At 33.2% G+C, this 11,868-nt stretch carries 12 protein-coding genes and 1 pseudogene; 6 read left to right on the top strand and 7 right to left on the bottom strand.

From position 1 onward, the window contains the following. Together carB and carA are read right to left on the bottom strand one after the other, a co-directional pair. Positions 1 to 1,727 (bottom strand): annotated as a pseudogene (carB, locus tag ACKI32_RS04950) (carbamoyl-phosphate synthase large subunit); the annotation flags it as partial. A gap of 22 nt (positions 1,728 to 1,749) precedes the next feature. After that, entirely contained in the window at positions 1,750 to 2,832 is a 1,083-nt protein-coding gene (gene carA, locus ACKI32_RS04945; protein WP_407414094.1) for a glutamine-hydrolyzing carbamoyl-phosphate synthase small subunit, read from the bottom strand. A 203-nt stretch (positions 2,833 to 3,035) separates the two neighbouring features. Between carA and ACKI32_RS04940 the strand changes: the two genes are divergently transcribed. Continuing rightward, positions 3,036 to 4,535: a DEAD/DEAH box helicase gene (locus tag ACKI32_RS04940; RefSeq protein WP_407414092.1), complete on the top strand. Its 1,500-nt coding sequence runs from the start codon at positions 3,036 to 3,038 to the stop codon at positions 4,533 to 4,535. Here ACKI32_RS04940 and nadC read toward each other — a convergent pair. Then, the gene (gene nadC / locus ACKI32_RS04935) at positions 4,524 to 5,351 is read right to left on the bottom strand and encodes a carboxylating nicotinate-nucleotide diphosphorylase (RefSeq protein ID WP_407414090.1); all 828 of its coding nucleotides are present in this window, start codon (positions 5,349 to 5,351) and stop codon (positions 4,524 to 4,526) included. The genes ACKI32_RS04940 and nadC overlap by 12 nt on opposite strands. Positions 5,352 to 5,420: 69 nt before the next feature. Here nadC and rnz point away from each other — a divergent pair, with 69 nt between their 5' ends. Genes rnz through nadA form a run of 3 tightly spaced genes read left to right on the top strand, consistent with a single transcriptional unit; the run spans position 5,421 to position 7,981 of the window. Next, positions 5,421 to 6,323 carry a ribonuclease Z gene (rnz, locus tag ACKI32_RS04930; protein ID WP_407414088.1) on the top strand — a complete coding sequence of 301 codons (903 nt, stop codon included), beginning with the start codon at positions 5,421 to 5,423 and terminating at the stop codon, positions 6,321 to 6,323. Between the two features lie 4 nt (positions 6,324 to 6,327). Continuing rightward, complete coding sequence (locus ACKI32_RS04925; RefSeq protein WP_407414086.1) at positions 6,328 to 7,086, top strand: mechanosensitive ion channel family protein; 759 nt, start codon at positions 6,328 to 6,330, stop codon at positions 7,084 to 7,086. After that, positions 7,067 to 7,981 carry a quinolinate synthase NadA gene (gene nadA / locus ACKI32_RS04920; protein ID WP_407414084.1) on the top strand — a complete coding sequence of 305 codons (915 nt, stop codon included), beginning with the start codon at positions 7,067 to 7,069 and terminating at the stop codon, positions 7,979 to 7,981. Before ACKI32_RS04925 ends, nadA begins: the two co-directional genes overlap by 20 nt. Before the next feature lie 17 nt (positions 7,982 to 7,998). Here nadA and ACKI32_RS04915 read toward each other — a convergent pair whose 3' ends face one another. Genes ACKI32_RS04915 through ACKI32_RS04905 form a run of 3 tightly spaced genes read right to left on the bottom strand, consistent with a single transcriptional unit; the run spans position 7,999 to position 10,208 of the window. Then, entirely contained in the window at positions 7,999 to 9,027 is a 1,029-nt protein-coding gene (locus ACKI32_RS04915) for an alpha/beta fold hydrolase (RefSeq protein WP_407414082.1), read from the bottom strand. A gap of 19 nt (positions 9,028 to 9,046) precedes the next feature. Beyond that, positions 9,047 to 9,325 (bottom strand): DUF5750 family protein, encoded by a 279-nt coding sequence (locus tag ACKI32_RS04910; protein ID WP_407414080.1) that lies wholly within the window; start codon positions 9,323 to 9,325, stop codon positions 9,047 to 9,049. Further along, the gene (locus ACKI32_RS04905) at positions 9,315 to 10,208 is read right to left on the bottom strand and encodes an alpha/beta fold hydrolase (RefSeq protein ID WP_407414078.1); all 894 of its coding nucleotides are present in this window, start codon (positions 10,206 to 10,208) and stop codon (positions 9,315 to 9,317) included. The genes ACKI32_RS04910 and ACKI32_RS04905 overlap by 11 nt, the downstream gene beginning before the upstream one ends. Before the next feature lie 179 nt (positions 10,209 to 10,387). Here ACKI32_RS04905 and nucS point away from each other — a divergent pair, with 179 nt between their 5' ends. Then, complete coding sequence (gene nucS, locus ACKI32_RS04900) at positions 10,388 to 11,170, top strand: endonuclease NucS (protein ID WP_407414076.1); 783 nt, start codon at positions 10,388 to 10,390, stop codon at positions 11,168 to 11,170. On the opposite strand, the gene ACKI32_RS04895 is transcribed toward nucS, so the two are convergent. Further along, complete coding sequence (locus tag ACKI32_RS04895) at positions 11,167 to 11,646, bottom strand: hypothetical protein (RefSeq protein WP_407414074.1); 480 nt, start codon at positions 11,644 to 11,646, stop codon at positions 11,167 to 11,169. The genes nucS and ACKI32_RS04895 overlap by 4 nt on opposite strands. 70 nt (positions 11,647 to 11,716) lie before the next feature. On the opposite strand from ACKI32_RS04895, the gene ACKI32_RS04890 reads away from it, so the two are divergent. Then, on the top strand, positions 11,717 to 11,868 hold a 152-nt coding region (locus ACKI32_RS04890), incomplete at its 3' end, for a zinc ribbon domain-containing protein (RefSeq protein ID WP_407414096.1).

The raw sequence follows: 11,868 nt of genomic DNA, 5'->3' as shown, positions 1-11,868 counted from the left end.
TCTTCCTTAAGTGCAAGTGAAGAGTGTACACAACAGTAATCAAATTCGATACCCTGACCTATTCTGATAGGTCCTGCACCTAAAATAACTACCTTTTTCTTGGTGGTTGAGGTTAGTTCATTACCTTTATCGTAGCTGCTGTAGTAATATGGAGTTTTTGCTTCAAACTCCGCCGCACAGGTATCCACCATCTTATAGGACTGTTTGATGTTGTATCTTTTAAGAAGGTTTCTGACATACTCTTCAGTTTGACCTGACAATTCAGCCAGACGTTTGTTTGAACATCCAATCTGTTTTGCTTTTCTTAGATAATCTTCATCATCCAATTTTTCAGCAGTTACACCGTTTTCAAACTCGACAATGTTTCTGATTTTGTATAAGAAGAAATTATCGATTTTTGTAAGTTCTCTAATCTTATCAATATCCATTCCGTCCTTGATTGCAGAATAGATTTAGAAGTAAATTAAATCTGTAGGATTTGAAAGGTCATCTTCTGACCATTCAACATATTCAAACCCATCAAAGCCCATATCAAGAGATCTTAATGCTTTTTGGAATGCCTCTTCAAAAGTTCTTCCGATGGCCATCACTTCACCGGTTGCCTTCATCTGAACTCCGACTTCACGGCTGACACCCTTGAACTTGTCGAAAGGCCATCTTGGGATTTTAATAACCACATAATCAATAGCCGGCTCGAATGACGCAGGAGTTTCTTTTGTAATGTCGTTTTTGATTTCATCCAAGGTCATTCCCAAAGCGATTTTGGATGAAATTTTAGCAATCGGATAACCGGTTGCCTTTGAAGCGAGTGCACTACTTCTTGACACACGAGGGTTTACTTCAATTACCTTGTATTCATCGGTTTCAGGGTTCAGTGCAAATTGGATATTACATCCTCCACGGATTCCTAAAGCCCTGATGATTTTAATGGATGCATCACGCATTTTTTGGATTGTATCATCACATAAGTTTAAAATAGGAGCAACCACAACACTGTCTCCGGTGTGGATTCCCATTGGGTCTATGTTTTCCATTGTACAAACGATAATACAGGTGTCTTCCTTATCCCTCATTACCTCGAATTCTATTTCTTTCCATCCTAGAACTGATTCGTCGATGAGAACCTGATTAATGAAACTCATGTCCAAACCATGGTTTGCGATTTCTATTAATTCCTCTTCGTTGTGAGCGATTCCTCCACCTGTTCCGCCTAATGTGAATGCAGGCCTTACAATTACCGGATAACCTATTTCCTCGACTGCCTTAAGTGCATCATCAACACTTTCTACAGCCTGACATTTAGGGATTTTTTCACCGATTTCATCCATCAGGTTTGCAAATAAGTCCCTGTCTTCCACATCCTTAATTGTTTGAACATCTGAACCTAAAACTTTGATTCCTTCAAGTAATCCTAAATCTCCAAGACCTGTTGCAATGTTTAATCCTGTTTGTCCACCCATAGTTGGTAAAATAGCGTCTACTTCTTCTTCCTTTATGATTTTTGCAACAACTTCAGGAGTTAACGGTTCGGTGTAAACAGTGTCTGCCATACCCAAATCGGTTTGAATTGTAGCCGGATTACTGTTAACAAGCACTGTTTCAATGCCTTCTTCTCTTAGTGATTTACATGCCTGTGAACCTGAATAATCAAATTCTGCAGCCTGTCCGATTTGAATAGGTCCAGAACCAATAATCAATACTTTTTTAATATCCTTATCAACTGGCATATGTAATCCTCATTAAATTTTTTTAATAATCATCCATCATTTGGTTAAATTCATCAAAAATGCTTCTTGTATCGTTTGGACCTGGTCCTGCTTCAGGGTGGTACTGTATACAATGTAATGGTAATTCTTTGTGTGAAATTCCTTCAGGAGTTCCATCATTTAAATTGATTTGGGTTAAAACCAAGTCGGTTTCCTTTAAAGATTCTTTATCAATTGTAAATCCATGGTTTTGTGAAGTGATAAATACTTTTCCAGTGCTTAAATCTTTAACTGGTTGATTTTCTCCCCTGTGTCCAAATTTCATCTTATATGATTTTGCTCCAAAGGATTTTGCAATCAATTGTTGACCCATACAAATCCCAAAAATAGGTAATCTGTTTGAAAGTTTTTTCATGGTTTCAATAGTTTCAGATACCCTATCCGGATTTCCAGGCCCTGATGTAATCATCAAACCGTTTGGAGAATAATCTAAAACGGTCTTATAATCAGTGTCATAAGGGAATAAAACCACACCAATATCCCTTTCTAAAAATGAGTTAATAATATTCTTTTTAACACCACAGTCAATCAATGCAACTTTTTTGTCTGCATCTTCATTGAATATTTTAATTTCTTTTGTTGATACCAATGGAACAACATCCACATCTTCAATACTTGGTTGTGAACGTGCCATTTCAACAAGTTTATCATCAGCAATGTCTTCAGTTGTGATTGCTGCTTTAAGTGAACCTCTCTCACGAATCTTTAAAGTTAAATCACGGGTGTCAATTCCGCTAATTCCAGGAGTTTCAAATTCTCTTAAAAATTCATCTAATGTCTTTTGAGGTCCCCAGTTGGATACTTCATGACAAACCTCACGACATACAAATCCTTCAACCTGAATCTTATCAGATTGATACCAATCTTCACTTACCCCATGATTTCCTTCTAAAGGATAAGTGGACATTAAAATTTCTCCTTTAAAAGACGGGTCTGTCAAAGATTCAGTGTAACCACCCATACCAGTAGAAAAAACAAGTTCTCCTAATTTGGTGGTTTCATAACCAAAAGCCTCTCCTTTTAAAACAGTACCATCTTCTAAAGCCAATTTAGCTATTTTCACCATTAAATCACCATTAATAAAATATAAAAACTTACTATCTATTATATTTATTATTTTATTATATTATTAAACTTTGTTTTTTAGACATAAAACAGACAATTTTAAAAATTTCAATTCAAAATATCGGCAAAATCATTTCCAATAATTGAAGATTATTTAATAAATGAAAATCAAATAATAATTCATCACCTAAATGAGAAGAAAATATGGACAAAACCAATCTAAAAGCCCCACAAGACTATAAAAGATTTAAGAAGTTAGTTAATGAAGCTGAAATCTATGATGCTCCCAAAACATTGACTGGAGAGTTAAGACCATACCAAAAAATTGGATACTCCTGGCTGGTTCAAAATATAAAGTTTCATTTCGGAAGCATATTAGCAGATGATATGGGACTTGGAAAAACAATACAGGTTTTATCTGCAATTCTTTATTTTAAGGAAAAAGATCCATTTGATAATGAACCAACACTAATTATCGTTCCCCCAACTTTAATTTCCAATTGGGAAAACGAAATTAAAAAATTCACACCCGAATTAAGATATTATATTTATCATGGATCCAACAGAATATTCCCTCTAGAAGACTATGACATAATTTTAACATCCTACGGTGTTGTTCGCCTCGATTTGGACATGTTCACAGACAAGACATGGTTATTATGCGTTATTGACGAAGCCCAAAATATCAAAAACCCAAATACTGACCAGACAAAGGCGATTAAAAGCGTTAAAGCAAAGACAAAAGTCGCCCTTACAGGAACACCAATTGAAAATAGGTTAATGGATTATTGGTCAATCTTTGATTTTGTAAATAAAGGTTATCTATCCACAAAAGATGATTTTAAAAAAAATTATGTCCTGCCTATTGAAAAGTTAGAAGACAAACAAGTTTTAAACAATCTTAAAACAATAGCCAAGCCATTTGTAATGAGGCGTTTAAAAACCGACAATGACATTAAAAAGGAATTGCCTGACAAATTGATTAATGACATCTACTGTGGTTTAACTAAAAAACAGATTAAGTTATACAATGCAATTCTAGATGAAATATTCTTTGATATTGAAAACTCAAAGGGAATACAAAGAAAGGGAATAATTCTAAAAATATTAACTGCTCTAAAACAAACCTGCAACCATCCCGCACAATTTTTAGACATTAAAAATCCAAAAATTTCAGAATCCGGAAAAATGGAGCTTTTAGTGGATATTTTAGAAAATATACTTGATATGGATGAGAAAGTAATTATTTTCACACAATATGTCGAAATGGGAAAGATAATCCAAGAACTCATCTCCAAGAAGTTTAAAACAGATGTGTTATTCCTACATGGCTCACAAACACTTAAAGAGAAAACAGAAATAATCAATACATTCCAGGAAAATCCTGATTATAAGATTTTTGTAGCTACTCTTAAAACAGGAGGAACCGGGTTGAATTTGACCGCTGCAAGCAATGTGATTCATTATGACATATGGTGGAATCCTGCAGTTGAAAACCAAGCAACAGACCGGGTACATCGTATAGGACAGGAAAAAGATGTTATGGTATACCGATTCATCACCAAAGGAACTCTTGAAGAGACAATCGATGAGATAAGTAAAAGAAAAATAGATTTGGCCGAAAAGGCCATAAGTAATGATGAAACATTCCTAACCGAAATGAGTGATGAAGAATTGAAAGAAGCTTTAGCTTTAAGGTTGTAATTTCAAGCTAAAATCCAAGCTTCTGGTTGCATGTGTTAGACCACCCATTGAAATTATGTCAACACCCAAATTGGCATAATCCATGATATTTTTTTCATTGATACCTCCAGATACTTCAATAAGTGAATTTCTACGAATATCCAACTTATTTAACTCAGCAATAACATTTTTCACTTCATCCGGAGACATGTTATCAAGCATTACAATATCTGCTCCGTTTTTAACACATTCAATAGCATCCTCTAAAGTTTCCACTTCGATTTCAATCTTTTTAGAAAAACTAGTATTCTTTTTTGCTTTTTTAAGAGCTTCAAGGGGAGTTCCGCAGGCAGCAATGTGATTATCCTTAATCAAAACCATATCATCCAAACCGAAGCGGTGAGTATCGGCACCACCCACTTTAAGCGCATATTTGTCGAATTTTCCAATAGCTGGTGATGTCTTACGGGTTCCCGCAATTCTCACATTTGAATCTTTAACTAGGTTAACAAAATGATTGGCCCTGCTGGCTACTCCACTCATCCTCATAAGTAAGTTTAGGGCTGTTCTTTCAAGCAGTAAAATGGTTCTTGCATCCCCTTCAAGTGACATTAGCAAGTCGCTCTTTGATATTTTAGTTCCATCAGCCAACCAGAATGTGACTTTAACTCCTTTTTCTTCAAAAAGTTGACGAATAAGATCACTACCTGCCAATATTCCTTCATCTTTTGAAACAATATATGCTTTTACGATTTTTCCTTTTTCTACAACTGCTTGAGATGTAATATCTCCAAATCCTTCATCTTCAGCTAGCATATATTCAATGATTTTATCCAAATTACCACCTAAAAAAATATTAATTAATGAAAATATATGTTATTCTATAATTATAAATGTGATTAAATTATGGAACTAATATTTTTAGGAACTTCATCTGCAGTTCATTCAAAAGATAGAAATCATCCATCAATTGCTCTTAAAGCTTTTGGAGAGATAATGTTGTTTGATTGTGGTGAAGCAACTCAAAGACAATTGATTTATACAAATGTAAGTCCTATGAAAATATCCCGTATATTTATCAGTCATTTTCATGGCGATCATATATTAGGTCTTCCAGGCCTATTGCAGTCTATGAGTTTGCTTGGCCGTGAAAACAAACTAACAATTTATGGACCTAAAGGTTTGGCAATGCTTGAAAATGCCATTTATAGTTTGGGCTATTGTAAAATTGAATATCCTGTGGAATTCGTTGAAATAGATTCTGGAATTGTTGAAGAAACAGAAGAGTATGTTATTTCAGCACAAATGGTTCACCATAATGTTCCAAATTTAGCTTATTCTATTGAAGAAAAGAAAAAACCAAGGTTTTTACGTGAAAAAGCCATTGAACTTGGCGTTCCTGTGGGGCCTGACTTTGGACGCTTGCATAATGGGGAGGAAGTTGAAGTTAATGGTAGAATTATCAAACCAGAACAAGTCCTAGGAGAACCTAGAAAAGGGATTAAAATTACCTATTCCGGTGACACTGTGCCTTGTGAAGAAATGATTGAATTTGCAAGAGACAGCACTCTTTTAATACATGAATCCACATTTACAAAAGATGATTACTCCAATGCAGAGGAACATTTCCACTCAACATCTGTTGGAGCTGCACAGATTGCCAAAGACTCAAATAGTAAAAAACTAATCCTAACCCACATCAGCACAAGATATGGGGAAAACTATGCTCAAATAATGTTAAAAGAAGCTAGAACGGTATTTGAAAATACCAAATTAGCTCATGACTTTATGGAAATAAAACTAAGGTGACCTTATGAATCTTCCAACAACAATTAATGGCACTGCAATGACTTTAATTTCTATTCTGATTGTTATCGCCCTAACATCAATCATTACAAGATTGATTGCATATTCCCTGAACAAAATGGAACGTTTCAAAAAGAACATGACTGCAATCTATCTAATAAGAGACATAATCAATTATATCATCTATTTCATTGCATTGATGACAATATTACAGTTCTTTGGCATAAATCTTGCCGGAACACTTCTAAGTTTAGGAATCGTCGGTATTGCCGTGAGTTTTGCAGCAAAAGACATTATTTCAAATCTGTTTTCAGGAATTATTTTAATTTTGGGAAAAAGCGTCAAAGTTGGAGACACAATTGAAGTTAACACTAAAAAAGGAACTGTCGAGAGAATTTCACTTAGATCAACGGTTATTGTAGATGACAATGGAGTTAAAATCAATGTTCCAAATTCCACATTAACCAATAACGCATATTTGCTTTATAAAACTCCTGAAAAATACAGAGTTGATATAATAGCAGGATTACCGTTAGATGTAGACATCGAAGAGTTTAAAAAAGAGCTTCTTGAAAGAATTTCAAAATACGACAAAATAGCTAAAAGTCCAAAACCCGATGTCTATGCTAAAGAGATTACCTTTGAAGAGAGCCGTCTGAAAGTGTCCTTTTGGGTAAAAGATTTAAAGGACAAAGACGAATATAAAATAATAATCACAAATGAAATTAGAAAAATAGGTGTAAATAATGAACGCACTACAAAATGAAATATTAAAGTTAAAAGAGGAAAAAAATGCAATAATCCTTGCACACAACTACCAACCAAAAGAAGTTCAAGAAATTGCAGATTTCCTTGGAGACTCATTGGAATTATGTATTAAGGCTTCTGAAATTGACGATAAAGATTTAGTCATATTTTGTGGCGTGGATTTTATGGCAGAAACTGCTTTTATCCTCAATCCAGATAAAAAAATCGTTATCCCCACCCTAGAAGCAGAGTGTCCTATGGCACATATGTTGCCTGAAGAAGAACTCCTAAAAGCCAAAGAGGAACATCCTGATGCTGGAGTGATTCTTTATGTCAACAGTATTGCAGAAGCAAAGCAACATGCAGACACACTATGTACTTCAGCCAATGCAGTCAAAGTTGCTGAAAGCTTACCTCATGATAAAATATTATTTGGACCAGACAAAAACTTAGGAACACATGTAGCTGAAAAAAGCGATAAAGAATTTATTTACGTGCCTAAAGACGGTCACTGTTATGTTCACAGACTATTTGCAGTTGAAGATGTTGAACTTAAAAGAAAACAATATCCTAATGCAGAGATAATCTGCCATCCTGAATGTAAAATTGAAGTTCAAAAAGCCTGTGATGAAGTCATGTCCACTGGAGGAATGTTAAGACACATCGCTTCAAGTGATAAAGATGAATTTGTAATTGGAACTGAAATCGATATGATTACAAGAATCAACTCAGAAGTTCCAGGTAAAAAACTATATCCTTTACTTGAAGGAGCGATTTGTGAAACAATGAAACTCCATACTCTTAAAAAAATTAGAGATTCACTTGTAAACGAAGCTCCACAAGTGGTGTTACCAAAAGACGTTGCAGACAAATCCAGAAAGGCTGTTGAACACATGCTTAACGCATCAAAATAACCATACCATTTTATTTTTTATTTTTCAAATTGCTTTAAAAATAGTCTCACATCATTTTCAGCAGCAAAATAATCATCTTCATCCATATAATGCTTTTTTGATTCAATGATAATGATTTTAGAATCTTTAATCAAATTTTTTAAAGGCAATGTGTCATAAATAGGTGAAAAATATAAATCATCGCTTGGAGTGATTATTAACGCTTTTGCTTTTATATCATTGAGTTTGTCTTCAACATCATATTTTAATGCAGCATCATTTCTGAATTTGAAATCATAAATATCCATGAATAATCCTTTATCAACGAAGTCATCCATTAACACGTCAATTTCATCATTAGACATTCCTTGAAAAATTCTCTTTGAAAAATAATTTGAGTAGACCATCTTATTAATAGCAACTAGGATTCTAGATAAAGATTCACTATATCCTCCATCATAGAAATCATCAGAAGACTCTATAATACTCTCATATGCTTTTGAAAGGACATATCTATAACCATTAGTTTTAAAAGAGCTTGTAAATACAATAATGAACTCCATTTCATCAGGGTACTCGCATGCCCAAGTATAAGATTCAAATCCTCCAATACCATATCCTATTACTCCAAAAACATTTTGGATGTTGAGTTTTTCTTTTAGAAATTTTCTTTTAAAATTGACTCTGTCTTTAATTGAATATTCTGGAAAATCATGTTTTAAACCCGTAGATGATGGAGAACATGACTCCGGAAATCCCAAAGTTGTTATTGAAATGAAAAAATAGTCTTTTTTATCAAAAATATTTCTTTTTTTAGCAGTTTCGTGAAAACTATTAATTGTTGAATAATTACCATGAAATCCATGACAGAAAACAATAGCATTAATTATGTTTCCTTCATCATCATATTTTGGAGTCCCAGCCAACAGATATTCTACTCCAGCATTTTCCAAAACACGACCGGATTCAAACTCAAATTCATCAAGAGTATATTTTCCATAACCTTCAAGAGATTCCTGCATGATAATTATAATCACCTTATCTAATACTAATTTTAATTTAATCACTTATTAAAATTATCTAAAATTATTCCATGTCTTCAAGAAAACCTGACAGAAAAGCAAACATTTCGATTTGTTCACGGGCAATGAAATCATCTATCCTGATTTTAGCAACATCGCTTCCAAACGGATACAAATCATCATCAAAATACATTGTTAATTTAAAAACATTCTCCTCACAGACGATTTCCTCATCCAAATTTTCTTTAAGAAACTTTTTTTGCTTTAATGACAGATCAGAAACTAAATACTCCACAAAATTTTTATCCTCAATTTTCCCATAATCTGAAATATTAACAATCATCAAAATCCCTCATGAATTCATTTAATTCATCAGATATTGTTTCAAGTTCATTAAAACAAAGGTGCCCCAATTGAGAATCCATTATTATCAATTGAGAATCTTTAATCATTTTAGACATTGGTATTGAATCTAATTCCGGCGGGAAGTGTGGATCCTGCTTGCAAGCAATGATTAACACTTTTGACTTGATTTTATCCAACCCATCTTCTACATTAAAGTACATGCAAGACTCATTGCAGTATTTTAAATCATAAATATCAATTTCCAATGTTTCATTTCCAAAGTTTTCAAATTCACTGTCAAGTTCAACATTCGACATTGCCCTTAATGCCTCTTTTGAAATCCCAAAATTAAATTCGGCAAGATTTGCTAATCTTAATGTCCTAATTAATGAATAAGTAAGTTCTCCTTTGGCATAATCTGGATCCGAAGTGATTATTTCATCCACGAATTTTGAAAGTATATAATCATGGCCTGCAACCTTATAGCTGCTTACACCACAAATAATGAAATCCTGAAAATCAGGATATTCAATAGATTGCGTAAGACCTACAAAACCACCCATTGAATTTCCAATCAAACCCAAAATGTGTTCAATACCAAATTTCTCTTTTAAAAACTGTTTTTGAAAATTCACAACATCCACAATGGAATATTTTGGAAATTTATTTTTAAGATTAGTAGTTGATGGGGAACATGAACCTGGAGAGCCCAATGCTGAAATACAAATAAAAAAATATTTACTTTCATCAAAAGGATCCTTCAAGGAAGTTAATGGAAAAATCTTTTTCATTGATGAAAAATTGCCTAAAGAACCGTGAGCATAAACAATTGCATTGCAAATTATGCCTTTTTCATCGTATTTTGGAGTTCCAAAAGTCATATATTCAACTGACGGACTTTCAATAACTTCACCATTTTGAAATTTAAATGAATTTAAGTTAAAATACTTTTTTTTACTTTCAAAATACTCATCGTCGTAGATTTCAATTCCCCCATTACGCCTATATATAAACTTTTCAAAAACAAATTATTTAAATTAAACTAGACAATGTTATTTTGATGAAGTATAAAATTTTAGAAAAACCTAGTTGTGAAGATGCATATGATTTAATCCAAGAGGCTTTACGCAAAAAAGCAACAATATTAATTTTTGCCTGTTGTAAAGTCAACTACGAAGGAAGGGCATTAAGTCAGCTAAACTGGGGAGAACGTATTATTATGATAAAACCCGATGGAGCATTCTTAATCCATCAGGAAAAAAAGGTTGAACCTGTAAATTGGCAACCTCCAAAATCAAAAACAAGAAGTTACATTAAAAATGATAATCTATTTTTAGAAAGTCACAGAAGGACTCCTAAAGAATTATTGACTGTTGAAATCAGACACATCCAATTTATCAATTATGCTAATGTTGAAGACTTTGAAGAGCTTGAACAGGCAGGATATGAAAAAGATATGAGTGATATGATTATGGACAAGCCACACATGATTGAAGAGGGCTTTACACCAACTGCTCGCGAGTATAGTGTCGAACATGGATTTATCGATATTTTAGGAAAAGACAGCGACAATAACCTGATGATTCTAGAGTTAAAAGCACGTAAAGCAGGAGTCACTGCTGTAAAACAACTCAAAAGATACCTCCAGGATTTTGAAAATACCGAAAACGATTACCTAAAGGAATGTAATGCTGAAAAGAAAAAAATCAGAGGCCTGCTTGTAGCACCCTCAATCATGGATGATGCCCTAGAACTAATAGAAGAAGAAGGCATAGAATTCGTATCTATTGAACCTCCTCGTGAACTTAAAAGAGATAAAAAGGTAACATTAGATTTCTTTTAATCTAATGCATCTTCAATTCTTTTCAACTCATTTTTGTAGAACTCTTTAGTAAATTCGTTTGCAGGAATTGAAGTTGTAACATGACATTCCTTTTCCAACTTATAAATGAGATATTCTTCAGTATCAAGAGGAATAGTGCCATTATCATCCAGTAATTCCAAATCATCTATTTCTTTTAAAATATTTTGATATTCCTCTTCTTCAAGAGAAATGATATCATCCAATTCCATATTCTGAACATTTGGATTTAAGTGTATTGCAAAAACAACAAAACCATTGACTGTTTTATCAGATACATCAAACTTTGTATTTCTAATTTCTTCCATGGAAAATTTAACGTGAAAAACAGTGTTTTTGGTAACTGGAATTTCTCTGGACAAGCCTATCTGATTAATTTCATATTGATTTGACCAATCACCGATTTTGTAAATTGCATAATTTATGTCATCAAGATTAATAATTTCTTTATTCTCCATTAAATCACCATCCATTAAATATATTTTTATATCATAAATTATAAAAGTTATTTTTAATGGAGGTTAAACTGTGAAAAAATGTCCTGAATGTGGAAATCCTAGTTATGATGGTGCTCCGGTTTGTGGAAATTGTGGATATGTTTTCCCAAAACCAAAAGTTTCAGCTCCAAAAGGAAAAGATATATTTGAAAAAGATACTAAAGTGAAAAAAACTTCCAATAA

This window comes from Methanobrevibacter sp., from assembly GCF_045611865.1.
Taxonomy (GTDB): Archaea; Methanobacteriota; Methanobacteria; order Methanobacteriales; family Methanobacteriaceae; genus Methanocatella.
The sequence above is the reverse complement of the archived record's forward strand: the minus strand, read 5'-3'. Positions and strand labels throughout refer to the sequence as shown.

What these genes read in the sequence shown, in the direction of transcription:
- ACKI32_RS04910 (WP_407414080.1), bottom strand. Translation starts at nt 9,325, where the DNA reads ATGATTGTTAATATTTCAGATTATGGGAAAATTGAGGATAAAAATTTT.
- ACKI32_RS04940 (WP_407414092.1), top strand. Translation starts at nt 3,036, where the DNA reads ATGGACAAAACCAATCTAAAAGCCCCACAAGACTATAAAAGATTTAAG.
- ACKI32_RS04925 (WP_407414086.1), top strand. Translation starts at nt 6,328, where the DNA reads ATGAATCTTCCAACAACAATTAATGGCACTGCAATGACTTTAATTTCT.
- nucS (WP_407414076.1), top strand. Translation starts at nt 10,388, where the DNA reads ATGAAGTATAAAATTTTAGAAAAACCTAGTTGTGAAGATGCATATGAT.
- ACKI32_RS04895 (WP_407414074.1), bottom strand. Translation starts at nt 11,646, where the DNA reads ATGGAGAATAAAGAAATTATTAATCTTGATGACATAAATTATGCAATT.
- rnz (WP_407414088.1), top strand. Translation starts at nt 5,421, where the DNA reads ATGGAACTAATATTTTTAGGAACTTCATCTGCAGTTCATTCAAAAGAT.
- ACKI32_RS04905 (WP_407414078.1), bottom strand. Translation starts at nt 10,208, where the DNA reads ATGACTTTTGGAACTCCAAAATACGATGAAAAAGGCATAATTTGCAAT.
- nadA (WP_407414084.1), top strand. Translation starts at nt 7,067, where the DNA reads ATGAACGCACTACAAAATGAAATATTAAAGTTAAAAGAGGAAAAAAAT.
- carA (WP_407414094.1), bottom strand. Translation starts at nt 2,832, where the DNA reads ATGGTGAAAATAGCTAAATTGGCTTTAGAAGATGGTACTGTTTTAAAA.